Source organism: Streptomyces sp. SCSIO 30461, assembly GCF_037023745.1.
In the GTDB taxonomy this organism is placed as follows: domain Bacteria; phylum Actinomycetota; class Actinomycetes; order Streptomycetales; family Streptomycetaceae; genus Streptomyces.
Map to the genome: position 1 here is coordinate 7,346,067 of NZ_CP146101.1, position 22,068 is coordinate 7,368,134.

The following is a 22,068-nucleotide window of genomic DNA, read 5'->3' on the forward strand; positions in this document are numbered from 1 at the left end:
TTACTTACCAGCCTTTCCGACCTTGCGGCGGATGACCTCGCCCGCGTACTTCACGCCCTTGGCCTTGTACGGGTCGGGCTTGCGCAGCTTGCGGATGTTCGCGGCGACCTCGCCGACCTTCTGCTTGTCGATGCCCTCGACCGAGAACTTGGTCGGCGACTCGACCTTGAAGGAGATCCCCGCGGGGGCCTCCACCAGGATCGGGTGGCTGTAGCCGAGCTGGAACTCCAGGTTGGAGCCCTTCGCGGCGACGCGGTAACCGACACCGCTGATCTCGAGCGCCTTGACGTATCCCGTGGTCACACCGGTGATCATGTTGGCCACCAGCGTGCGGGACAGGCCGTGCAGGGCCTTGTTCTGACGCTCGTCGTTGGGGCGGGTGACGTTGAGAACGCCGTCCTCACCCTTCACGATCTCGATCGGCGCGGCAACGGTGTGGCTCAGGGTGCCCTTGGGGCCCTTCACCTGGACCGTACGGCCGTCGATGGTGACATCCACGCCGGCGGGAACCGGGATGGGGAGCTTGCCGATACGCGACATTGCTATTCCTCCGTTCCCGACTACCAGACGTAGGCGAGGACTTCCCCACCCACGCCCTTCTTCTGCGCCTGCTTGTCGGTGAGCAGACCGTGCGACGTGGAGATGATCGCCACGCCCAGGCCGCCGAGCACCTTCGGCAGGTTGGTGGACTTCGCGTAGACCCGGAGACCGGGCTTGGAGATCCGCTTGATGCCCGCGATGGAGCGCTCACGGTTCGGACCGAACTTCAGCTCGAGGACGAGGTTCTTGCCGACCTCGGCGTCCTCGACCTTCCAGCCCGTGATGAAGCCCTCCTGCTGGAGGATCTCCGCGATGTGCGACTTGATCTTGCTGTGCGGCATCGTCACGGAGTCGTGGTATGCCGAGTTCGCGTTACGCAGACGGGTCAGCATGTCCGCGATCGGATCAGTCATGGTCATGAATTGGCCTTCGGCCTCTCTCGCCGGGGTTTCCTGTATGCGCCATCCCTCTCCCCGCACTGGGGCGGGACGGGTGCGGCGCGGGGACCTACGGCGTAGTAAGTCGTATGGGCGGCGGGCGCCCAACCCCACAAGCCTACGGCATGTGGGGGTGGGCCCCGTCGACCAGTTGCTTACCGAGAGCCTCCGGTAATCCCCGAGTAGGGGATTACCAGGAGCTCTTGGTCACGCCCGGCAGCTCGCCACGGTGAGCCATCTCACGAAGGCACACACGGCACAGGCCGAACTTGCGGTACACGGAGTGCGGACGACCGCAGCGCTGGCAGCGGGTGTACGCGCGCACACCGAACTTGGGCTTACGAGCAGCCTTGGCAATCAGAGCCTTCTTCGCCATCTCGCTTACGCCTCCTTGAACGGGAAGCCGAGGTGACGGAGAAGGGCACGGCCCTCAGCGTCGTTGGTCGCCGTGGTCACCACGGTGATGTCCATACCCCGGACGCGGTCGATCTTGTCCTGGTCGATCTCGTGGAACATGACCTGCTCCGTGAGACCGAAGGTGTAGTTGCCACGGCCGTCGAACTGCTTGGGGGACAGGCCACGGAAGTCGCGGATGCGCGGCAGCGCGAGCGACAGGGTGCGGTCCAGGAACTCCCACATGCGGTCGCCACGGAGCGTGACGTGGGCACCGATCGGCTGACCCTCACGCAGCTTGAACTGCGCGATGGACTTGCGGGCCTTGGTGACGGCCGGCTTCTGACCGGTGATCGTGGTGAGGTCCTTGATGGCACCCTCGATCAGCTTGGAGTCGCGGGCGGCGTCGCCCACACCCATGTTGACCACGATCTTGACGAGGCCGGGAACCTGCATGACGTTCTCGTAGGAGAACTCCTCACGCAGCTTGCCCGCGATCTCCTCGCGGTACTTCGTCTTGAGACGCGGAGTGGTGGTGGTAGCCATCAGATGTCCTCACCCGTCCGCTTGGCAACGCGAACCTTGTTGCCCTCGTCGTCGAAGCGGTAACCGACGCGGGTCACGACCTTCTTGCCGTCCTTGTCCACGACGAGCTGAACGTTGCTCACGTGGATCGGGGCCTCGGTGGTGACGATGCCGCCGGCCTGCGAGGCACGACCCGGCTGGTTGGCCTTCGTGTGCTTCTTGACCCGGTTGACACCCTCGACCAGGACACGGTCCTCGCGGGGGAAGGCCGCGATGACCTTGCCCTGCTTGCCCTTGTCCTTACCGGTGATGACCTGGACCAGGTCGCCCTTCTTGATCTTCATGCTTACAGCACCTCCGGCGCGAGCGAGATGATCTTCATGAACTTCTTCTCGCGCAGCTCACGGCCCACCGGGCCGAAGATACGGGTGCCGCGAGGGTCGCCGTCGTTCTTCAGAATGACGGCGGCGTTCTCGTCGAAGCGGATGTACGAGCCGTCCTGGCGGCGGCGCTCCTTGACGGTGCGAACGATGACCGCCTTGACGACGTCACCCTTCTTCACGTTGCCACCGGGGATCGCGTCCTTGACGGTGGCGACGATGACGTCACCGATGCCCGCGTAGCGGCGGCCCGAGCCACCGAGAACACGGATGCAAAGGATCTCCTTGGCACCAGTGTTGTCGGCGACGCGAAGCCGCGACTCCTGCTGGATCACGTCTTATCTCCTGATCGTCTGCCGGTTCCCCGGGGACCGCGTGAACAGTCCCCGGAGCCTGGCGGAACTAGTGCTGGAGCCCGAGGCCCCAGCGGGGGGCATGCGGAGGGCTCCCATCGGGAAGCCCCCGCAAAATTACTTGGCCTTCTCGAGGATCTCGACGACGCGCCAGCGCTTCGTCGCGGACAGCGGCCGGGTCTCCATCAGGAGGACGCGGTCGCCGACACCCGCGGCGTTCTGCTCGTCGTGCGCCTTGAGCTTGTTGGTACGGCGGATGACCTTGCCGTACAGCGCGTGCTTGACGCGGTCCTCGACGGCGACGACGACGGTCTTGTCCATCTTGTCGCTGACGACCAGACCCTCACGGGTCTTGCGGAAGCCGCGCTCCTCGGTCTTCTTCTCAGTCACGTTGCTCTCGCTCATCAGGCGCTCTCCACCGTCTCGATGCCCAGCTCGCGCTCACGCATCAGGGTGTAGATCCGGGCGATGTCCTTACGGACGGACTTGAGCCGGCCGTGGTTCTCGAGCTGGCCCGTCGCCGCCTGGAAGCGGAGATTGAACAGCTCTTCCTTGGCCTCGCGGAGCTTGGCGACAAGCTCCTCGTTGCCCAGCTCGCGCAGCTCGGACGCCTTGGTACCGGCCGACATCACGCTTCACCTGCCTCGCGCTTGACGATCCGGCACTTCATCGGCAGCTTGTGGGCCGCACGAGTCAGAGCCTCACGCGCAATCTTCTCGTTCGGGTAGGACAGCTCGAACATGACCCGGCCCGGGTGCACGTTCGCGACCCACCACTCCGGGGAACCCTTACCGGAACCCATGCGGGTCTCGGCGGGCTTCTTGGTCAGCGGGCGGTCCGGGTAGATGTTGATCCAGACCTTGCCGCCACGCTTGATGTGGCGGGTCATCGCGATACGAGCCGCCTCGATCTGGCGGTTGGTCACGTACGCCGGAGTCATGGCCTGGATGCCGTACTCGCCGAACGCAACCGTCGTACCGCCCTTGGCCATGCCGCGGCGCTTGGGGTGGTGCTGCTTGCGGTGCTTGACCCTACGGGGGATCAGCATTTCGGTCAGGCCTCCGTTCCGGTGCTCTCAGCCGGAGCAGCGGCAGCGGCCTCGGCCTTGGGGGCCTCGGCAGCAGCGCCCTGCTGCGGCTTGCGACCGCGACCGCCACGCTCGCCACCGCGGCCACCACGGGCCGGGCGGTCGGCGCCGCCACGGGCCGGGCGGTTGCCGGCGCGGGCAGCGGCGTTCTCGGCGCGGACCTCGGCGATGTTCTTGACGTCGCCCTTGTAGATCCAGACCTTCACACCGATGCGGCCGAAGGTGGTCTTGGCCTCGAAGAAGCCGTACTCGACGTTCGCGCGGAGCGTGTGCAGCGGCACACGGCCCTCGCGGTAGAACTCCGAGCGGGACATCTCGGCGCCGCCGAGACGGCCACCACACTGGATCTTGATGCCCTTGGCGCCCGCCTTCATCGCCGACTGCATGCTCTTGCGCATGGCACGGCGGAAGGAGACACGGGAGGACAGCTGCTCGGCCACGGCCTGGGCCACGAGCTGAGCGTCGACCTCGGGGTTCTTGACCTCGAGGATGTTCAGCTGGACCTGCTTGCCCGTGAGCTTCTCGAGCTGACCACGGATCTTGTCGGCCTCCGCGCCGCGGCGGCCGATGACGATGCCGGGACGCGCGGTGTGGATGTCCACCCGCACGCGGTCACGGGTGCGCTCGATCTCGACCTTCGAGATACCGGCGCGCTCCATGCCGGACGTCAGCATCCGACGGATGGCGACGTCTTCCTTGACGTAGTCCTTGTACAGCTTGTCGGCGTACCAGCGGGACTTGAAGTCCGTGGTGATGCCGAGCCGGAACCCGTGCGGGTTTACCTTCTGGCCCATTACCGGGTTCCTTCCTTGCTGCTGACGACCACGGTGATGTGGCTGGTCCGCTTGCGGATCCGGTAGGCACGGCCCTGGGCACGCGGACGGAACCGCTTCAGGGTCGGGCCCTCGTCGACGTACGCCTCGCTGATGAACAGCGTGGAGGCGTCCGTGTGGTCGTAGTTGTGCGCGGCGTTGGCGATGGCGCTGTCCAGCACCTTGCCAACCGGCACGCTCGCGGCCTGCGGGGCGAAACGCAGGACCGCCTGAGCCTCCGTGGCATCCATGCCACGGATGAGGTCCACCACGCGGCGGGCCTTCATGGGCGTGACGCGGATGTACCGCGCCTGGGCCCTGGCTTCCATGGTTGTCCCTTCGGTGTAAGTCATAGTCGTTCCACCCCGCGGTTAGCGGCGCTTCGACTTCCGGTCGTCCTTGACGTGGCCGCGGAAGGTGCGAGTCGGCGAGAACTCGCCGAGCTTGTGGCCGACCATCGACTCGGTGACGAACACCGGGATGTGGGTCTTGCCGTTGTGCACCGCGATCGTGTGGCCCAGCATGGCCGGGACGATCATCGAGCGACGGGACCAGGTCTTGATGACGTTCTTGGTGCCTGCTTCGTTCTGGACGTCCACCTTCTTGATGAGGTGGTCGTCGACGAAGGGCCCCTTCTTGAGACTGCGCGGCATCTAAACCCGCTCCTAGCGCTTCTTGTTCGTCTTGCGGCGGCGGACGATGTACTTGTTGCTCGCCTTCTTGGGAGAACGAGTACGACCCTCCTTCTGACCCCACGGGGAGACCGGGTGGCGACCACCGGAGGTCTTGCCCTCACCACCACCGTGCGGGTGGTCGACCGGGTTCATGGCGACACCGCGGACGGTCGGGCGGACGCCCTTCCAGCGCATACGGCCGGCCTTGCCCCAGTTGATGTTCGACTGCTCGGCGTTGCCGACCTCGCCGACAGTGGCGCGGCAGCGGACGTCGACCAGGCGGATCTCACCGGACGGCATGCGCAGGTGGGCCATGGAGCCCTCCTTCGCCAGCAGCTGCACGGAGGCACCCGCGGAGCGGGCGAACTTCGCGCCGCCGCCGGGCCGCAGCTCGATGGCGTGGATGGTCGTACCGACCGGGATGTTGCGCAGCGCCAGGTTGTTGCCGGGCTTGATGTCGGCGCCGGCGCCGTTCTCGATCCGGTCGCCCTGGTTCAGGCCACGCGGAGCGATGATGTAGCGCTTCTCGCCGTCCGCGTAGTGCAGGAGCGCGATGCGCGCGGTGCGGTTGGGGTCGTACTCGATGTGCGCGACCTTGGCCGGCACGCCGTCCTTGTCATGACGACGGAAGTCGATCACACGGTAGGCGCGCTTGTGGCCACCACCCTGGTGGCGAACGGTCACACGACCGGCGTTGTTACGGCCGCCCTTGCTGTGCAGAGGGCGGACCAGCGACTTCTCCGGCGTGGACCGCGTGATCTCGACGAAGTCGGCGACGCTGGAGCCACGACGGCCCGGAGTCGTCGGCTTGTACTTGCGGATACCCATTTCTCAGTCCTCGTCCGATATTCGGACGATCCGGACCTCCGTCAGGAGGCCGGACCGCCGAAGATGTCGATACGGTCGCCCTCGGCAAGGGTCACGATGGCGCGCTTGGTGTTGGCGCGCTTGCCGAAACCGGTGCGGGTGCGCTTGCGCTTGCCCTGGCGGTTGATCGTGTTCACCCCGGTGACCTTGACCGAGAAGACCGCCTCGACGGCCTGCTTGATCTGGGTCTTGTTCGCACGCGGGTCGACGACGAACGTGTACTTGTTCTCGTCCAGCAGCGCGTAGCTCTTCTCGGAGACGACCGGCTTGATCAGCAGGTCGCGCGGGTCCGTGAAGGTCTTGCTGGTGATCGTGGCCTCGGACATCAGGCCTCGCTCCCTTCATTGTTGGCCTTGGGGCCGGACACGAAGGACTCGAAGGCGGCCTGGGTGAAGACCACGTCGTCGGAGACGAGCACGTCGTACGTGTTCAGCTGCCCCGGCTCCAGGATGTGCACCTGGGGCAGATTGCGGGCGGACAGCCACGCGGCCTCGTCGCTGCGGTCGACGACCAGGAGCAGGTTCTTGCGCTCCGAGATCTTGCCGAACAGCGTCTTGGCGGCCTTGGTGGAAGCCGCACCCTCGACCACGCCGGAGACGACGTGGATGCGGGAGTGGCGGGCCCGGTCGGTGAGGGCACCGCGCAGGGCGGCGGCCTTCATCTTCTTCGGGGTCCGCTGCGAGTAGTCACGCGGCACGGGGCCGTGGACGACGCCACCGCCGGCGAACTGCGGAGCGCGGGTCGAACCCTGACGGGCGCGGCCGGTGCCCTTCTGGCGGTAAGGCTTCTTGCCACCACCACGGACTTCGCCGCGGGTCTTGGTCTTGTGCGTGCCCTGGCGGGCAGCGGCCAGCTGCGCGACGACGACCTGGTGGATCAGCGGGACGCTGACCTTGGCGTCGAAGATCTCCGCGGGGAGCTCGACGCTACCGGCCTTCTCGCCAGCGGGCGAAAGGATGTCAATGGTGCTCATCGGTTACCTCAGGCCCCCTTGGCCGCGGTACGGACCAGGACGAGGCCGCCGTTCGGACCGGGAACCGCGCCCTTGATGAGCAGCAGACCCTTCTCCGCGTCAACGGCGTGGACGGTCAGGTTCTGGGTGGTGACCCGCTCGTTGCCCATACGGCCCGCCATGCGGAGGCCCTTGAACACACGGCCCGGGGTGGCGCAGCCACCGATGGAACCGGGCGAGCGGTGCTTGCGCTGGGTGCCGTGTCCGGCGCCGAGGCCACGGAAGTTGTGGCGCTTCATGACACCGGCGAAGCCCTTGCCCTTGCTCTTGCCGGTCACGTCGACCTTGACGCCGGCCTCGAACACCTCAGCGGTGATCTCCTGGCCGAGCGCGTACTCGGAGGCGTCCGCGGTGCGGATCTCGACGAGGTGGCGACGGGGGGTGACGTCGGCCTTGGCGAAGTGGCCCTTGAGGGGCTTGTTCACCTTGCGCGGGTCGATCTCGCCGAAGGCGATCTGGACCGACTCGTAGCCGTCGACGTCGTTGGTACGCACCTGGGTGACGACGTTGGGGCCGGCCTTGACGACGGTGACCGGAACAACGCGGTTGTTCTCGTCCCACACCTGCGTCATGCCGAGCTTCTCGCCCAGGATGCCCTTGATCTGCTTAGCCATCTCTCAGATCACCGGCCTCAGAGCTTGATCTCGATGTCGACACCGGCCGGAAGGTCGAGTCGCATCAGAGAGTCAACGGTCTTGGGAGTCGGGTCGAGGATGTCGATCAGGCGCTTGTGCGTGCGCATCTCGAAGTGCTCGCGCGAGTCCTTGTACTTGTGCGGCGACTTGATGACGCAGTACACGTTCTTCTCAGTGGGCAGCGGCACCGGGCCCGCGACCGACGCACCAGTGCGGGTCACCGTCTCGACGATCTTCTTCGCCGAGGAGTCGATGACCTCGTGGTCGTAGGCCTTGAGCCGGATGCGGATCTTCTGTCCCGCCATGGCTACTTCGTAGTCCTGTCTCTCGTAACGCTCTGACGACCCGGCGGGCTGTGCCCCTGAAGCCCCTCAAGGGCCCTCAGGAACACCGTCCCCTCCGACCCACGCGGTCGGGCGTGTCGCATCCCCTCTACGCAGATCTCCCGAAGGATTTCCCAACCAAGGGGGTGCGGGCCCGAGGACCGCGGGTCCGGAGGAAGAACACCTACCGGGTGCCTGGCCGGCACCCCGCTGACACTTCCCGGAAGATTCCCGTACTTCCACCCCTGATCAGGGGTGACGAGTACTGTGGGACTCGCTTCCGGTCCTCCCGGCGGGAGGCGCGCAGCATCGGCACTCAACCGAGCAACCCGGACAGTCTGCCATACGGCCCAGGCGGGGCGCCAATCGAGCCGAAGAGGGTACCCCTCCCGGATCGACTGTCAAACCGCGGCGCGCGAGGGGCCGACTCCGGGCACGGTACGGACCGTGAGCGCGGACATCCCGACTGTCGCCACAAGCGTCGCCACACCCGTCCCACCCGGGTCGCGGACACGCCTTCACCCTCCCGTGAGGGACATCGCACATATCCTCCGGTGACTCCGACTCGATCGCCGCCCTTGCCGGCACCTTCGCCGGAGCGGCGAACGGCCCCAGGTACCGGCTGTCCGAGTGGACCGAGGTACTCGAATACGAGAACCGCATCCGCGCACTCGGGCGGCGCTGGGACGAATCCGCGGGTCCGACGGGTCTGCGGGAACGAGGCCGGCGGGAGCGGGCCTTCGGGGTCCGCTCCCGCCCGTCACCCTTCGAGCGCTCCTCACTCGGGCGTGTGAAATCGCCACGTTGAGCGTTCTCAGCGCGGGTCGGCTGCCTAGTCTCGCGGACACGAGCTGCCCGGCATGTGCCAGAGGCACTCGCACCCTGTCCGCGACCCGCAAGGACCCACATGGTCAGCTCGCCCCATGAGGCGATGCACCGCATCTTCCAGGAGTTCCCGGACCTCTTGTCCGGCATCTCCAAAGTGCTGGGCGTCGACCTCCCTCAACCCGCCTCGGTCACGGTCCTGCCCACCGACCTCACCGAGACCAGCCCGCTCGAACGCCGGCTCGACACGCTGCTGCGGTTCGACGCGAGGAACGGCGAGTCCTTCCTCCTCGCGGTGGAGGCCCAGGGCAAAAAGGACCCGCACAAGCCCGCGAGCTGGGCGCACTACGTGTCGTATCTGTACACGAAGTACCGGATGCCACCGCTGCTCCTGGTCGTCTGCCAGGACCGGGCCACCGCCGAGTGGGCCGCACGGCCCTTCGCCATCGGCCCCCGTGAGTGGCCGGCGCTCACTCTGCGGCCCCTCGTGGCGGGACCGCACAACCTGCCGGTCATCACCGATCCAGCGGAGACCCGCAAGGACCTCGTACTCGCGACACTGGCGGCGATCACACACCGCGAGGATCCTGGCATCGGCGCGATACTGAAAGCCGTGTCCACCGTGCTGCGGGAAACCCCGCAGGACGTCGCCTACCCCATCGTCGAACTCATCGCACAGGGCATGGGCACGCACCCTGCCGCAGAACAGTGGAGGAAGTTGGTGGCCGTGGACCTGTCTTTCTACAAGTCGCCCCTCTCCGAGGAGCTCAGGAGCGAGGGCCGGGCCGAGGGCCGGGCGGAAGGCCGGGCGGAAGGCCGGGCGGAAGGCCAGGCCAGGCAAGGGGCCGAGGACATCCTGCTCGTGCTGGACCGGCGCGGACTGGACATCTCCCACACGACACGTGCGCGCATCACCGCCTGCGACGACCCGGAGATCCTGCGCACCTGGCTGATCCGGGCCGTCACCACCTCGTCCGCCGAGGAGATCTTCAGCGACGAACAGCCCCGGACCGCGTAGCCCCCGGGCCGGCCGCACCGTGTGGCCGGTCCGGGCCGTCCGGCCCCGTCCTCCCGCCTCGCCCCTCCCCCTGTTCGCCGATCACCGGTCCGAGGACACCGCACCTGCCGTGGTCGCCCGGGGGCCTCTTCGGACGACGTGCGCCTCGCGGATCCGCGCGGACTGCAGGGCCGGGATGTGGTGGTCACCGAGAAGCTCGACGGCGAGAACACCACGTTGTACGCGGACGGGCCGCACACCCGTTCGCTCGACTCCGCGCACCATCCGTCCCGGGCCTGGGTGAAGGCCCTCCGGGGGCGGATCGCCAGGCGGATCCCGGACGGGTGGCGGGTGTGCGGCGAGAACGTGTTCGCCCGGCGCTCTCTCGCGTACAGCGAGTTGGAGAGCTGGTTCTACGGCCTCTCGGTCTGGGACGACAGCGCAGGCGACTCCGGCGGCAGGTGCCTGGACTGGGACAGCACCGTGGACTTCCTGCGGCAGCTCGGCATTCCCGCCCGACGCCGCGTACGGCGGTGGCATGGCTCCCGCCGCAGGAGCTGTGGGGCCCCGTCCAGGCCGTCCGGCACGACGACGACCCGCAGGTCCGGTGCTGGCCGCCCCGCCGCTGCATCGCAGGCACGCGGCCTGGGCCGTCGTGACCGTGCCCACCGGGCCCGAAGAGGGCCGGGTACGCGGCCGCATCCGCGCGCTGCTCGGCGAACTGGAGGCATCGGGCGTCGCCGACGCCCATGCCTGGCCGCGGCCGTTGGCCGCCGACGGCACCGACACCGGTGCGGCGCGGACTCGTTATGCCATCGGGCTGGGTGGCACCCCACCGGACCGCGACCGCCTCGGCGCCATCGCCGACCGATGGCTGCGTGGACTGCCCGGTGCGGGACTCACCTGGGCCGGGCCGGGTGAGGTGCCGACCCTGCCCGCTGGTCCGGCACTCCGGGCGTAGGGGACACGGGAGCACGGAGCAACCCGGACCTGAGAAAATCCGTCTGACCAAGCGCGGTGACGGACTCGACCGGTCCGCAGCCCCGCGCCAGGGGGAGAACACAGTACGCAGACGGTGCCTCGTGAAACGCCCGCTGCGGGGGAAGCGGACGGAGCACGGCCACATGAACGACAGCGCTGCGCGAAGCATGCCCACGGCAAGTCCTCACGGCATATCCGATCAGGGCCGTGGCACCTTCGCGGTCGCCCCATCGGGTCACGGCACCACCGGCACCCGGCCCCGCAGACGCGCCGTCGTCACCGGCTTGGCCGGCGCCCTCGCCGGAGTGACCGCGCTCTCCGCCCTCACCGCCTGCTCGGTGCCGTCACCGCGCCGTCCCACCCCGATGGCCGACCCCGCACCGGGTATGCCGATCGCCAGCTCGCACCGCGCGCAGTTGATGCAGATCCTCGCCCACCCCGACGACGACCTGTACTTCATGAACCCGGACACCCAGCGGATGGTGGACTCCGGAGTGCCGCTGCTCTGTGTGTACGTCACCGCGGGCGACCACGACGGCCGCAACCGCATACCCGGGGAGTCGGAGGTCCCAGCCGACCGCCCCGGCTACTCGTCCGCCCGCCACCAGGGCCTGCGGCAGGCCTATGCCACCCTGCTCGGCCTCGACAAGTTCACCCGCTGGCGGCGCGGGGTCACGACGCTCCGGGGCGACCACCGCGCCGAGATCAACACACTCACCAACGGCCACCGCCGGGTGGAGCTGGTCTTCCTCAACCTGCCCATGCACACCCCACGCCGCTGGGACGCCCTCGGCAGCCTCTGGCACGACCGGGCACTCGGCCTGCACACCGTGGTCGCCGCGGACTCACCGCTGCGCAAGACCGTCTCGTACGACTACGACGAGCTGATCGACGTGCTCGTCGGGCTCATGGACGAGTACCGCCCCACGGTGGTCCAGACCCTGGATCCCGACCCTGACATCCAGCACAGCGACGAGGCCACCCGCAAGAAGGACAGCGAGCAGCCAGGCTACTCGGACCACCCCGACCACACGGCGGTCGCCTGCTTCAGCTGGGCCGCGCTGCTGCGCTGGGTCGCCGAGGCGACAAGGGACGGCGGCGAGGTGCCCGGCTTCATCGCCACCGCCTTCCGCGGCTACTACAACCGGCACTGGCCCAAGAACCTCCCGCCGCGGATACTCCGCGACAAGGCCGCGCTGCTCGTGCCCTACGGTGGCGACCCGCGGTGGGACTGCGGCAACGCGTCGGGCTGCGGCGACTACAACGTGGGCGGCAGGCGCCCGTTGACCAACAGGAAGGGCTGGGTCCGCTCGACCCACCACCGCTACCCGGGCGCTGAGCCCGTCGTCACCACCGAGAAGGACGGGCGGCTCGCGGCGTACGGGGTGCTCGGGCTGCGTACCGTGCGCTGGCGTGAGACGGCGCCCGGCAGCGGCCAGTGGGGCGCCCCGCAGGACCTCGGTGGCGGGCCGCTCGCCCCGGCGCTGGGCTCGGCGGCGCTCCCGGACGGCCGCCGGCTGCTGTTCGGGCTGCGCTTCGCGGCCATCGGCGGCCATGGCAGCGAGAACCGGCGCGAGGTGGTGCTGCTCGAACAGCGTTCCGCGGGCGGGGAGTTCCTCGCCTGGCAAGGCCTGGGCAATCCGGAGCGGGACGAGGACCGCGGACGGCGGGTCGGTGTGCCCGTCGCGGTGACCTCCCCCGACGGTCGGGTGCATCTCTTCGTACGCAACGCGGACAAGGGCCTCAGCACTCGGGTCCGTGACACGGACGGGCGCTGGAACCGCTGGAGCGACCTCGGCGGCGCCGAGGTGCAGGACGGCCTGTCCGCGGTGGTGGACAGCTCGGGCCGTGTACACGTGTTCGCGGCGGGCCACGACACCGTGCACCTCTGGGCGCAGCGGCGACCCGGCGGGGAGATCACCTTCCAGCCGAACCGTACGGACGGGCTCCCCGTCCCGGGAGGTGCGCCCACCGCGCTGGCGACCGGCGACGGCGGGATCGAGCTCTACTACCGGGAGCCCGCGTCCGCGACCGTGCGCGCGGTGTGGGCCGACGCATCGCCCGCGCTTCGGCGACAGCGCGCCGAACCCCTCGACGGCTACGGCACGCTCGAAGCGGCCGAATCCCCCAACGGCAGAGTGCTGCTCGGACAGGATCTGAACGGCCGGGTCCTCATGCTCAGCGGCGACAGGCGGCTGACCCGCACCCATGGCACCCAGCCGCTCGGCTCCCCCAGCCTCCACCTGGGCCGCTCGGGCTCGACCGCGGTCGGTATGGGCCCGGACGCGCGCCCATGGACCTGGTACGCCGAGGGCGGCACCCCCGGCTGATCCCCGGGCCGCCCCCGGCCCGTACACGACGAAGAGGCCCCGCACCTTCCGGTGCGGGGCCTCTCGCTTGGTGCTCGTGAGGAGCTACCAGGTCGAACCGTCAGACTTACTTGACGATCTTGGTGACCTGGCCGGCGCCGACGGTCCGGCCACCCTCACGGATGGCGAACTTCAGGCCCTCCTCCATGGCGACCGGCTGGATCAGCGAGACCGACATGGTGGTGTTGTCGCCCGGCATGACCATCTCGGTGCCCTCGGGGAGGGTCACGACGCCGGTCACGTCCGTGGTACGGAAGTAGAACTGCGGGCGGTAGTTGTTGAAGAACGGCGTGTGGCGGCCACCCTCGTCCTTGGAGAGGATGTAGGCCTGCGCCTCGAACTCGGTGTGCGGGGTGACCGAGCCCGGCTTGATGATGACCTGGCCGCGCTCGACGTCCTCGCGCTTGATGCCGCGGAGCAGCAGACCGACGTTCTCACCGGCCTGGCCCTCGTCGAGCAGCTTGCGGAACATCTCGATACCGGTGACCGTGGTGGTGGTCTTCTCGGTCTTGATGCCGATGATGTCGACGGTCTCGTTGACCTTGAGCATGCCGCGCTCGATACGACCGGTGACGACGGTGCCACGACCGGTGATCGTGAAGACGTCCTCGATCGGCATCAGGAACGGCTTGTCGACGTCGCGCTCGGGCTGCGGGATGGACTCGTCCACGGCCTTCATCAGGCCGAGGAGCTTCTCGCCCCACTCCTTGTCGCCCTCGAGCGCCTTCAGCGCCGAGACGCGGACGACCGGCAGGTCGTCGCCCGGGAACTCGTACTCGGAGAGGAGCTCACGGACCTCGAGCTCGACGAGCTCCAGGATCTCCTCGTCGTCCACCATGTCGGCCTTGTTCAGGGCGACGACGATGTACGGAACGCCGACCTGGCGGGCCAGGAGCACGTGCTCCTTGGTCTGCGGCATCGGGCCGTCGGTGGCGGCGACCACGAGGATGGCGCCGTCCATCTGGGCAGCACCGGTGATCATGTTCTTGATGTAGTCCGCGTGACCGGGGCAGTCGACGTGGGCGTAGTGACGCGACTCGGTCTGGTACTCGACGTGCGCGATGGAGATGGTGATACCGCGCTGGCGCTCCTCAGGAGCCTTGTCGATCTGGTCGAAGGCCGAGGCCTCGTTCAGGTCCGGGTACGCGTCGTGCAGCACCTTGGTAATGGCGGCCGTGAGGGTCGTCTTACCGTGGTCAATGTGACCGATGGTGCCGATGTTGACGTGCGGCTTAGTCCGCTCGAACTTCGCCTTCGCCACTGGGGTCCTCCTGTGGAGTGGTTCTGTACGCCTTACTCATCGGCGCCAGGGTGATCTTTGCTGGTGGTGCCGGCCGCCGGGGCGAACCTCACGGGTTCGCGGGGAACGCCCCTGCGGTCACGGCGTCAAGCCTACGGCGTGAACTCGGGTGAGTTACTCGCCCTTGGCCTTCGCGATGATCTCCTCGGCGACGTTCCGCGGAACCTCGGCGTAGGAGTCGAACTGCATCGAGTAGCTTGCGCGACCCGAGGTCTTGCTGCGGAGGTCTCCGACGTAGCCGAACATCTCCGACAGCGGCACGAGGCCCTTCACGACGCGCGCGCCGCTGCGCTCCTCCATGGCCTGGATCTGGCCACGGCGGGAGTTGATGTCGCCGATGACCTCACCCATGTAGTCCTCGGGCGTGGTGACCTCGACGGACATCATCGGCTCGAGAAGCACGGGCGAAGCCTTGCGCGCGGCCTCCTTGAAGGCCTGCGATCCGGCGATCTTGAACGCGAGCTCGGAGGAGTCGACCTCGTGGTAGCCACCGTCGAGAAGAATGACGCGGACGCCCGTCATCTCGTAGCCGGCCAGGATGCCGAACTGCATGGCCTCCTGCGCACCGGCGTCCACCGAAGGGATGTACTCCTTCGGGATACGGCCACCGGTGACCTTGTTCACGAACTCGTACGCGGCGTCGCCACCCTCGATCGGCTCGATCGCGATCTGCACCTTGGCGAACTGACCGGTGCCACCGGTCTGCTTCTTGTGGGTGTAGTCGTGACGCTCGACGGCCTTGCGGATCGTCTCGCGGTACGCGACCTGCGGCTTGCCGACGTTGGCCTCGACCTTGAACTCGCGGCGCATGCGGTCGACGAGGACATCGAGGTGAAGCTCGCCCATACCACCGATGATGGTCTGGCCGGTCTCCTCGTCCGAGTGGACCTGGAAGGAGGGGTCCTCCTCCGCGAGACGCTGGATGGCGACACCCAGCTTCTCCTGGTCACCCTTGGACTTGGGCTCGATGGCGACCTGGATGACCGGCGCCGGGAAGTCCATCGACTCCAGGATCACCGGGTTCTTCTCGTCGCACAGCGTCTCACCGGTGGTGGTCTGCTTCAGGCCCATGACGGCGACGATGTCACCGGCGCCCACCGAGTCGATCTCCTCACGCTTGTTCGCGTGCATGCGGTAGATCTTGCCGATGCGCTCCTTCTTGCCCTTGACGGAGTTCAGCACCGCGGTGCCGGCCTCCAGGCGACCCGAGTAGACCCGGATGAAGGTGAGCTTGCCGAGGTGCGGGTCGCTCGCGATCTTGAAGGCGAGCGCCGACAGCGGCTCGCTCTCGGACGGCTTGCGCGAGACGACCTGCTCCGGGTCCTTGACGTCGTGGCCCTCGATGGCCTCGACGTCCAGGGGGGAGGGGAGGTAGCGCACAACGGCGTCGAGCAGGGGCTGAACGCCCTTGTTCTTGAACGCGGTGCCACAGAACACCGGGGTGACCGTGGTCTCGCCGCCCTTGCCGGAAGCGATGGTGATACGACGGATCGCGGCGTACAGCTGCTCCTCGGTGGGCTCCTGGCCCTCCAGGTACAGCTCCATGATCTCTTCGTCGTTCTCCGCGACGGTCTCGACCAGCTTGCCGCGCCACTCCTCAGCGGCCTCGGCGTGCGTGGCGGGGATGTCGACGACGTCGTACATCTCGCCCTTGGTTGCCTCGGCGGACCAGACAAGAGCCTTCATGCGAACGAGGTCGATGACGCCCTTGAAGTCGGCCTCGGCGCCGATCGGAAGCTGCATGACGATCGGAGTGGCGCCGAGGCGGTTCACGATCATGTCGACACAGCGGTGGAACTCGGCACCAGTGCGGTCGAGCTTGTTGACGAAGCAGATACGCGGCACGCCGTAGCGGTCCGCCTGACGCCACACGGTCTCGGACTGGGGCTCAACGCCGGCGACGCCGTCGAACACCGTCACGGCACCGTCGAGCACGCGGAGCGAACGCTCCACCTCGACGGTGAAGTCGACGTGGCCCGGCGTGTCGATGATGTTGATGGTGTGGTCAACGTCTTCCAGCGGCCAGTGGCAGGTCGTCGCGGCAGACGTGATCGTGATGCCGCGCTCCTGCTCCTGCTCCATCCAGTCCATCGTGGCAGCGCCGTCGTGGACTTCACCGATCTTGTAGGAGACACCGGTGTAGAACAGGATCCGCTCGGTGGTGGTCGTCTTGCCCGCGTCGATGTGGGCCATGATCCCGATGTTGCGGACCTTGGCCAGGTCAAGCGAAGTGGTAGCCATAAGGCTTCAGTCTTCTCTCGGTCTCGATGTGGGGTGCGACTACCAGCGGTAGTGCGCGAAGGCCTTGTTGGACTCGGCCATCTTGTGCGTGTCCTCGCGCTTCTTGACCGATGCGCCGAGGCCGTTCGAGGCGTCCAGCAGCTCGTTCATGAGGCGCTCGGTCATGGTCTTCTCGCGACGGGCGCGGGAGTAGCCAACGAGCCAGCGCAGGGCCAGCGTGGAGGCACGACCGGGCTTGACCTCGATCGGCACCTGGTAGGTGGCACCACCGACACGGCGGGACTTGACCTCGAGCGTCGGCTTGACGTTCTCGAGGGCGCGCTTCAGCGTGATGACCGGGTCGTTGCCGGTCTTCTCGCGGAGGCCTTCCATGGCGCCGTAGACGATGCGCTCAGCGGTGGAACGCTTGCCGTTGAGCAGGATCTTGTTGATGAGCGAGGTCACCAGAGGAGAACCGTAGACCGGGTCGATGATGACCGGGCGCTTCGGGGCGGGGCCCTTACGAGGCATTCTTACTTCTCCTTCTTGGCGCCGTAGCGGCTGCGGGCCTGCTTGCGGTTCTTGACACCCTGGGTGTCGAGCGAACCGCGGATGATCTTGTAGCGAACACCCGGCAGGTCCTTCACACGGCCACCACGCACGAGCACGATGGAGTGCTCCTGCAGGTTGTGTCCCTCACCCGGAATGTAGGCCGTGACCTCGATACCCGAGGTCAGACGCACACGCGCGACCTTACGCAGGGCCGAGTTCGGCTTCTTCGGGGTGGTCGTGAACACACGCGTGCAGACGCCGCGGCGCTGAGGGGAACCCTCGAGTGCGGGCGTCTTGTTCTTCTCGACCTTGTCCTGCCGGCCCTTACGGACCAGCTGCTGGATCGTAGGCACTACTTCTCCGGTTTCTGTGTGCCGTGTAGTAAAGCTAACCTGGAACATTCGCCGACCCACGCGGTCGGGTGTGTCGAACCCGGCGGGCTTCCGCACAAGGCTGGAAGAGCACGGATCACGGTGGCCGATGCCGGCTCGCCGTGCGGCTGAGGACACGCACACGAGCCCAGGCACACCCCAGGCACAAGGTCTGAGCGTACCTAGCGCATCGACTCCGGTCAAAACAAATGCCCGCCACCCCGGCTCGGGGGGGTCTCACAGTGCCTTCACGAGTGCGCTGAGCCCTTCCTCGCCGACCGCCGCACGCTCGGCGACGAAGCCACGGTCGCGCGGACGGCACCCGGAGCGTGGTTCTCCGTCGCCTCCCGCAATGGCCGGAGGGCGGCTGCCCCGCGCATCATCGCGCGGGGCAGCCGCCCTCTCAAGCTGCTCGCTTACTGGTTGTACGGACCGTAGTCGTAGTCCTCCAGCGGAACGGCCTGGCCGGAGCCGGTGCCGAACGGCGAGTAGTCGATGTCGTCGTAGCCGACGGCCGAGTACATCGCGGCCTTGGCCTCCTCGGTCGGCTCGACCCGGATGTTGCGGTAGCGGGACAGACCCGTACCGGCCGGGATGAGCTTACCGATGATGACGTTCTCCTTGAGGCCGATCAGGGAGTCCGACTTGGCGTTGATCGCCGCGTCGGTCAGGACCCTGGTCGTCTCCTGGAAGGACGCCGCCGACAGCCACGACTCGGTGGCGAGCGAGGCCTTGGTGATACCCATCAGCTGCGGACGGCCGGAGGCCGGGTGGCCGCCTTCCTCCACGACGCGACGGTTCTCCTTCTCGAAGCGCGAGCGCTCCACGAGCTCGCCCGGCAGCAGCTCCGCGTCGCCGGACTCGATGATCGTCACACGGCGCAGCATCTGCCGGATGATGATCTCGATGTGCTTGTCGTGGATCGACACGCCCTGCGAGTTGTAGACCTTCTGGACCTCGCCGACCAGGTGGACCTGGACGGCCCGCTGGCCGAGGATGCGCAGCACGTCGTGCGGGTTGGTGGCACCCACGGTGAGCTTCTGGCCCACCTCGACGTGGTCGCCCTCGCCCACCAGCAGACGGGCGCGCTTCGAGATCGGGAACGCCGTCTCGTCGCTGCCGTCGTCCGGGGTGACGACGAGCTTCTTGGTCTTCTCGGTCTCCTCGATCCGCACCCGGCCGGAGGACTCGGAGATCGGGGCGACACCCTTCGGGGTACGCGCTTCGAAGAGCTCGACGACACGCGGCAGACCCTGGGTGATGTCGTCACCGGCCACACCACCGGTGTGGAAGGTACGCATCGTCAGCTGGGTGCCGGGCTCACCGATGGACTGGGCGGCGATGATGCCGACCGCCTCACCGATGTCGACCAGCTTGCCGGTGGCCAGCGAACGGCCGTAGCAGTACGCACAGGTGCCGACCGCGGACTCACAGGTCAGGACCGAGCGGGTCTTGACCTCCTCCACACCGGCCCCGACCAGGGCGTCGATGAGCACGTCACCGAGGTCGACGTTGGCCGGCGCGATGACCTTGCCGTCCACGACGACGTCCTCGGCGAGCATCCGCGCGTACACGGAGGTCTCGACGTCCTCCGCCTTGCGCAGCACACCGTCGGCGCCGCGCTCGGCGATCCGCAGCTTCAGACCGCGCTCGGTGCCGCAGTCCTCCTCGCGGATGATCACGTCCTGCGAGACGTCCACCAGACGGCGGGTCAGGTAGCCCGAGTCGGCGGTACGCAGAGCGGTGTCCGCGAGACCCTTACGGGCACCGTGGGTGGAGATGAAGTACTCCAGCACGGAAAGGCCCTCACGGAACGAGGCCTTGATCGGACGCGGGATGGTCTCGTTCTTTGCGTTCGACACCAGACCACGCATACCGGCGATCTGACGCATCTGCATCATGTTTCCACGAGCACCCGAGTTCACCATCATGAAGATGGGGTTGGTCTTCGGGAAGTTCGCGTTCATCGCCTCGGCGACGTCGTTGGTCGCCTGCGTCCAGATCTGGATGAGCTCCTGCGTGCGCTCGTCCTTGGTGATCAGACCGCGCTCGTACTGCTTCTGGACCTTCTCGTCCTTGGCCTCGTACGAAGCGACGATCTCCTTCTTCGCCTCGGGAACGACGACGTCGGAGATGGCGACGGTGACACCGGAACGGGTCGCCCAGTAGAAGCCGGCCGCCTTCAGGTTGTCGAGCGTCGCCGCCACGATGACCTTGGGGTAGCGCTCGGCGAGGTCGTTGACGATCTCGGAGAGCTGCTTCTTCCCGACCGAGTAGTCGACGAACGGGTAGTCCTCGGGCAGCAGCTCGTTGAAGAGCGCACGGCCCAGGGTGGTCCGCAGACGGAAGCTGTCACCCTGCTGCCAGGCGCCACCGAGGCTGTCGTCGCCCTCCTCGTCCACCGGCGGGGTCCAGCCACGCGGCGGGACGGTGCCGATCGGGAAGCGGATGTCGATCTTCGCCTGGAGCGACAGCTCCCGGGCGTCGAAGGCCATGATCGCTTCGGCGGTGGAGTTGAACGCACGGCCCTCGCCGCGTACCTCGCGCTCCTCCTCGTCCGTGGTGAGGAAGAAGAGACCCAGCACCATGTCCTGGGTCGGCATGGTCACCGGACGGCCGTCGGCCGGCTTGAGGATGTTGTTCGAGGACAGCATCAGGATGCGGGCCTCGGCCTGCGCCTCCGCGGACAGCGGCAGGTGCACGGCCATCTGGTCACCGTCGAAGTCCGCGTTGAACGCGGTGCAGACGAGCGGGTGGATCTGGATGGCCTTGCCCTCGACCAGCTGCGGTTCGAAGGCCTGGATGCCGAGGCGGTGCAGCGTGGGCGCACGGTTCAGCAGCACCGGGTGCTCGGCGATGACCTCTTCGAGGACGTCGTACACGACGGTGCGACCGCGCTCGACCATGCGCTTGGCCGACTTGATGTTCTGCGCGTGGTTCAGGTCGACCAGGCGCTTCATCACGAACGGCTTGAAGAGCTCCAGGGCCATGGCCTTGGGCAGACCGCACTGGTGCAGCTTCAGCTGCGGGCCGACGACGATGACGGAACGCGCCGAGTAGTCGACTCGCTTGCCGAGCAGGTTCTGACGGAAGCGGCCCTGCTTGCCCTTCAGCATGTCGCTGAGGGACTTCAGCGGGCGGTTACCGGGACCGGTGACCGGACGGCCGCGGCGGCCGTTGTCGAACAGCGCGTCGACGGCCTCCTGGAGCATCCGCTTCTCGTTGTTCACGATGATCTCGGGCGCACCGAGGTCGAGCAGACGCTTCAGACGGTTGTTCCGGTTGATGACCCGGCGGTACAGGTCGTTCAGGTCGGAGGTCGCGAAGCGGCCACCGTCCAGCTGCACCATCGGACGCAGGTCCGGCGGGATCACCGGGACGCAGTCCAGCACCATGCCCTTGGGGCTGTTGCTGGTCTGGAGGAAGGCGGAGACGACCTTGAGGCGCTTGAGCGCACGGGTCTTCTTCTGGCCCTTGCCGGTCCGGATGATCTCGCGGAGACGCTCGGCCTCCTCGTCCAGGTCGAAGGACTCCAGGCGCTTCTGCAGCGCCGCGGCACCCATCGAGCCGTCGAAGTACGTGCCGAAGCGGTCACGCAGCTCGCGGTAGAGCAGCTCGTCGCCCTCGAGGTCCTGGACCTTGAGGTTCTTGAACCGGCTCCACACCTCGTCCAGGCGGTCGATCTCGCGCTGCGCGCGGTCGCGCAGCTGCTTCATCTCACGCTCGGCACCCTCGCGCACCTTGCGGCGCACGTCGGACTTGGCACCCTCGGCCTCGAGCTCGGCCAGGTCGCCCTCGAGCTTCTTGGCGCGGGCCTCCAGGTCGGCGTCGCGGCGGTTCTCGATCTGCTGGCGCTCGACGGAGACATGGGCCTCCAGCGACGGCAGGTCGCGGGTGCGGCGCTCCTCGTCGACGTACGTGATCATGTACGCCGCGAAGTAGATGACCTTCTCCAGGTCCTTCGGGGCGAGGTCGAGCAGGTAGCCCAGACGCGACGGAACACCCTTGAAGTACCAGATGTGGGTGACGGGGGCGGCGAGCTCGATGTGGCCCATCCGCTCACGGCGCACCTTGGCACGGGTGACCTCGACGCCACACCGCTCGCAGATGATGCCCTTGAAGCGGACGCGCTTGTACTTACCGCAGTAGCACTCCCAGTCCCGGGTGGGGCCGAAGATCTTCTCGCAGAAGAGCCCGTCCTTTTCCGGCTTGAGCGTGCGGTAGTTGATGGTCTCGGGCTTCTTGACCTCGCCGTGGGACCACTGACGAATGTCGTCAGCGGTGGCCAGGCCGATCCGGAGCTCGTCGAAGAAGTTGACGTCGAGCACTATGCGTCAATCCCTCTCAGGGTCGTAAGTCTGTGGTCTGAAACGGGGGCCTGGGGGTCGGCGGGGCCCTCTGGACGAGGGCCCCGC

Annotated in this window: 25 protein-coding genes and 1 pseudogene; 4 read left to right on the forward strand and 22 right to left on the reverse strand. The window is 67.4% G+C overall.

Annotated features, from left to right (window positions below):
• From rplF to rpsJ, 17 genes are all read right to left on the reverse strand, one after another.
• Positions 1-540 (reverse strand): 50S ribosomal protein L6, encoded by a 540-nt coding sequence (gene rplF / locus V1460_RS32945; protein WP_338677246.1) that lies wholly within the window; start codon positions 538-540, stop codon positions 1-3.
• Between the two features lie 20 nt (positions 541-560).
• On the reverse strand, positions 561-959 hold the full coding sequence (gene rpsH, locus V1460_RS32950) for a 30S ribosomal protein S8 (protein ID WP_338677247.1): 399 nt from the start codon (positions 957-959) through the stop codon (positions 561-563).
• A 208-nt stretch (positions 960-1,167) separates the two neighbouring features.
• Entirely contained in the window at positions 1,168-1,353 is a 186-nt protein-coding gene (locus V1460_RS32955; RefSeq protein ID WP_003956452.1) for a type Z 30S ribosomal protein S14, read from the reverse strand.
• Between the two features lie 5 nt (positions 1,354-1,358).
• Positions 1,359-1,916: a 50S ribosomal protein L5 gene (gene rplE / locus V1460_RS32960; protein ID WP_153486744.1), complete on the reverse strand. Its 558-nt coding sequence runs from the start codon at positions 1,914-1,916 to the stop codon at positions 1,359-1,361.
• A complete protein-coding gene (gene rplX / locus V1460_RS32965; protein ID WP_338677249.1) occupies positions 1,916-2,239 on the reverse strand; it encodes a 50S ribosomal protein L24 in 324 nt (107 codons plus the stop codon). Before rplX ends, rplE begins: the two co-directional genes overlap by 1 nt.
• A 2-nt stretch (positions 2,240-2,241) precedes the next feature.
• Positions 2,242-2,610, reverse strand: a complete 369-nt coding sequence (gene rplN, locus V1460_RS32970; RefSeq protein WP_003956455.1) for a 50S ribosomal protein L14 — start codon at positions 2,608-2,610, stop codon at positions 2,242-2,244.
• A 135-nt stretch (positions 2,611-2,745) separates the two neighbouring features.
• On the reverse strand, positions 2,746-3,033 hold the full coding sequence (gene rpsQ / locus V1460_RS32975; RefSeq protein ID WP_338677250.1) for a 30S ribosomal protein S17: 288 nt from the start codon (positions 3,031-3,033) through the stop codon (positions 2,746-2,748).
• A complete protein-coding gene (gene rpmC / locus V1460_RS32980; protein WP_031076670.1) occupies positions 3,033-3,257 on the reverse strand; it encodes a 50S ribosomal protein L29 in 225 nt (74 codons plus the stop codon). Before rpmC ends, rpsQ begins: the two co-directional genes overlap by 1 nt.
• On the reverse strand, positions 3,257-3,676 hold the full coding sequence (gene rplP, locus V1460_RS32985; RefSeq protein ID WP_005313579.1) for a 50S ribosomal protein L16: 420 nt from the start codon (positions 3,674-3,676) through the stop codon (positions 3,257-3,259). The genes rpmC and rplP overlap by 1 nt, the downstream gene beginning before the upstream one ends.
• A 5-nt stretch (positions 3,677-3,681) precedes the next feature.
• A complete protein-coding gene (rpsC, locus tag V1460_RS32990) occupies positions 3,682-4,509 on the reverse strand; it encodes a 30S ribosomal protein S3 (RefSeq protein WP_338677252.1) in 828 nt (275 codons plus the stop codon).
• Positions 4,509-4,856, reverse strand: coding sequence for a 50S ribosomal protein L22 (gene rplV, locus V1460_RS32995; RefSeq protein ID WP_043264895.1), 348 nt, complete (start codon positions 4,854-4,856; stop codon positions 4,509-4,511). The genes rpsC and rplV overlap by 1 nt, the downstream gene beginning before the upstream one ends.
• 42 nt (positions 4,857-4,898) lie before the next feature.
• The gene (gene rpsS / locus V1460_RS33000) at positions 4,899-5,180 is read right to left on the reverse strand and encodes a 30S ribosomal protein S19 (protein ID WP_003948639.1); all 282 of its coding nucleotides are present in this window, start codon (positions 5,178-5,180) and stop codon (positions 4,899-4,901) included.
• A 12-nt stretch (positions 5,181-5,192) separates the two neighbouring features.
• On the reverse strand, positions 5,193-6,029 hold the full coding sequence (gene rplB, locus V1460_RS33005; protein ID WP_338677253.1) for a 50S ribosomal protein L2: 837 nt from the start codon (positions 6,027-6,029) through the stop codon (positions 5,193-5,195).
• 41 nt (positions 6,030-6,070) lie between these two features.
• The gene (rplW, locus tag V1460_RS33010) at positions 6,071-6,394 is read right to left on the reverse strand and encodes a 50S ribosomal protein L23 (RefSeq protein WP_338677254.1); all 324 of its coding nucleotides are present in this window, start codon (positions 6,392-6,394) and stop codon (positions 6,071-6,073) included.
• On the reverse strand, positions 6,394-7,041 hold the full coding sequence (rplD, locus tag V1460_RS33015; RefSeq protein WP_338677255.1) for a 50S ribosomal protein L4: 648 nt from the start codon (positions 7,039-7,041) through the stop codon (positions 6,394-6,396). Before rplD ends, rplW begins: the two co-directional genes overlap by 1 nt.
• Before the next feature lie 8 nt (positions 7,042-7,049).
• Complete coding sequence (rplC, locus tag V1460_RS33020; protein ID WP_093656392.1) at positions 7,050-7,694, reverse strand: 50S ribosomal protein L3; 645 nt, start codon at positions 7,692-7,694, stop codon at positions 7,050-7,052.
• Positions 7,695-7,711: 17 nt separating this feature from the next.
• Positions 7,712-8,020, reverse strand: coding sequence for a 30S ribosomal protein S10 (rpsJ, locus tag V1460_RS33025; RefSeq protein WP_003948644.1), 309 nt, complete (start codon positions 8,018-8,020; stop codon positions 7,712-7,714).
• 925 nt (positions 8,021-8,945) lie between these two features.
• Here rpsJ and V1460_RS33030 point away from each other — a divergent pair.
• The 4 genes and pseudogenes from V1460_RS33030 to V1460_RS33045 all read left to right on the forward strand — a co-directional run bounded on the left by V1460_RS33030 (position 8,946) and on the right by V1460_RS33045 (position 13,171).
• A complete protein-coding gene (locus tag V1460_RS33030; RefSeq protein WP_338677256.1) occupies positions 8,946-9,881 on the forward strand; it encodes a hypothetical protein in 936 nt (311 codons plus the stop codon).
• A gap of 80 nt (positions 9,882-9,961) precedes the next feature.
• Positions 9,962-10,403 (forward strand): annotated as a pseudogene (locus tag V1460_RS33035) (RNA ligase family protein); the annotation flags it as partial.
• Complete coding sequence (locus V1460_RS33040) at positions 10,399-10,821, forward strand: hypothetical protein (RefSeq protein WP_407077567.1); 423 nt, start codon at positions 10,399-10,401, stop codon at positions 10,819-10,821. The pseudogene V1460_RS33035 and the gene V1460_RS33040, both read left to right, overlap by 5 nt.
• 163 nt (positions 10,822-10,984) lie before the next feature.
• Complete coding sequence (locus V1460_RS33045; RefSeq protein ID WP_338677257.1) at positions 10,985-13,171, forward strand: PIG-L family deacetylase; 2,187 nt, start codon at positions 10,985-10,987, stop codon at positions 13,169-13,171.
• Between the two features lie 106 nt (positions 13,172-13,277).
• Here V1460_RS33045 and tuf read toward each other — a convergent pair whose 3' ends face one another.
• The 5 genes from tuf to V1460_RS33070 form a co-directional block, all read right to left on the reverse strand.
• Positions 13,278-14,471: an elongation factor Tu gene (gene tuf, locus V1460_RS33050; RefSeq protein ID WP_338677258.1), complete on the reverse strand. Its 1,194-nt coding sequence runs from the start codon at positions 14,469-14,471 to the stop codon at positions 13,278-13,280.
• 153 nt (positions 14,472-14,624) lie between these two features.
• Positions 14,625-16,751, reverse strand: coding sequence for an elongation factor G (gene fusA, locus V1460_RS33055; RefSeq protein WP_338677259.1), 2,127 nt, complete (start codon positions 16,749-16,751; stop codon positions 14,625-14,627).
• A 39-nt stretch (positions 16,752-16,790) separates the two neighbouring features.
• A complete protein-coding gene (rpsG, locus tag V1460_RS33060) occupies positions 16,791-17,261 on the reverse strand; it encodes a 30S ribosomal protein S7 (protein WP_338677260.1) in 471 nt (156 codons plus the stop codon).
• 2 nt (positions 17,262-17,263) lie between these two features.
• Positions 17,264-17,635 carry a 30S ribosomal protein S12 gene (gene rpsL, locus V1460_RS33065; RefSeq protein ID WP_003948652.1) on the reverse strand — a complete coding sequence of 124 codons (372 nt, stop codon included), beginning with the start codon at positions 17,633-17,635 and terminating at the stop codon, positions 17,264-17,266.
• Positions 17,636-18,069: 434 nt separating this feature from the next.
• On the reverse strand, positions 18,070-21,981 hold the full coding sequence (locus V1460_RS33070; protein WP_338677261.1) for a DNA-directed RNA polymerase subunit beta': 3,912 nt from the start codon (positions 21,979-21,981) through the stop codon (positions 18,070-18,072).
• Between the last annotated feature and the right edge of the window lie 87 nt (positions 21,982-22,068).

Excerpts from the sequence above, each read along its gene's own strand:
- rplF (WP_338677246.1), bottom strand. The coding sequence starts at position 540 with ATGTCGCGTATCGGCAAGCTCCCCATCCCGGTTCCCGCCGGCGTGGAT.
- rpsH (WP_338677247.1), bottom strand. The coding sequence starts at position 959 with ATGACCATGACTGATCCGATCGCGGACATGCTGACCCGTCTGCGTAAC.
- V1460_RS32955 (WP_003956452.1), bottom strand. The coding sequence starts at position 1,353 with ATGGCGAAGAAGGCTCTGATTGCCAAGGCTGCTCGTAAGCCCAAGTTC.
- rplE (WP_153486744.1), bottom strand. The coding sequence starts at position 1,916 with ATGGCTACCACCACCACTCCGCGTCTCAAGACGAAGTACCGCGAGGAG.
- rplX (WP_338677249.1), bottom strand. The coding sequence starts at position 2,239 with ATGAAGATCAAGAAGGGCGACCTGGTCCAGGTCATCACCGGTAAGGAC.
- rpsQ (WP_338677250.1), bottom strand. The coding sequence starts at position 3,033 with ATGAGCGAGAGCAACGTGACTGAGAAGAAGACCGAGGAGCGCGGCTTC.
- rpmC (WP_031076670.1), bottom strand. The coding sequence starts at position 3,257 with ATGTCGGCCGGTACCAAGGCGTCCGAGCTGCGCGAGCTGGGCAACGAG.
- rplP (WP_005313579.1), bottom strand. The coding sequence starts at position 3,676 with ATGCTGATCCCCCGTAGGGTCAAGCACCGCAAGCAGCACCACCCCAAG.
- rpsC (WP_338677252.1), bottom strand. The coding sequence starts at position 4,509 with ATGGGCCAGAAGGTAAACCCGCACGGGTTCCGGCTCGGCATCACCACG.
- rplV (WP_043264895.1), bottom strand. The coding sequence starts at position 4,856 with ATGGAAGCCAGGGCCCAGGCGCGGTACATCCGCGTCACGCCCATGAAG.
- rpsS (WP_003948639.1), bottom strand. The coding sequence starts at position 5,180 with ATGCCGCGCAGTCTCAAGAAGGGGCCCTTCGTCGACGACCACCTCATC.
- rplB (WP_338677253.1), bottom strand. The coding sequence starts at position 6,029 with ATGGGTATCCGCAAGTACAAGCCGACGACTCCGGGCCGTCGTGGCTCC.
- rplW (WP_338677254.1), bottom strand. The coding sequence starts at position 6,394 with ATGTCCGAGGCCACGATCACCAGCAAGACCTTCACGGACCCGCGCGAC.
- rplD (WP_338677255.1), bottom strand. The coding sequence starts at position 7,041 with ATGAGCACCATTGACATCCTTTCGCCCGCTGGCGAGAAGGCCGGTAGC.
- rplC (WP_093656392.1), bottom strand. The coding sequence starts at position 7,694 with ATGGCTAAGCAGATCAAGGGCATCCTGGGCGAGAAGCTCGGCATGACG.
- rpsJ (WP_003948644.1), bottom strand. The coding sequence starts at position 8,020 with ATGGCGGGACAGAAGATCCGCATCCGGCTCAAGGCCTACGACCACGAG.
- V1460_RS33030 (WP_338677256.1), top strand. The coding sequence starts at position 8,946 with ATGGTCAGCTCGCCCCATGAGGCGATGCACCGCATCTTCCAGGAGTTC.
- V1460_RS33040 (WP_407077567.1), top strand. The coding sequence starts at position 10,399 with ATGGCTCCCGCCGCAGGAGCTGTGGGGCCCCGTCCAGGCCGTCCGGCA.
- V1460_RS33045 (WP_338677257.1), top strand. The coding sequence starts at position 10,985 with ATGAACGACAGCGCTGCGCGAAGCATGCCCACGGCAAGTCCTCACGGC.
- fusA (WP_338677259.1), bottom strand. The coding sequence starts at position 16,751 with ATGGCTACCACTTCGCTTGACCTGGCCAAGGTCCGCAACATCGGGATC.
- rpsG (WP_338677260.1), bottom strand. The coding sequence starts at position 17,261 with ATGCCTCGTAAGGGCCCCGCCCCGAAGCGCCCGGTCATCATCGACCCG.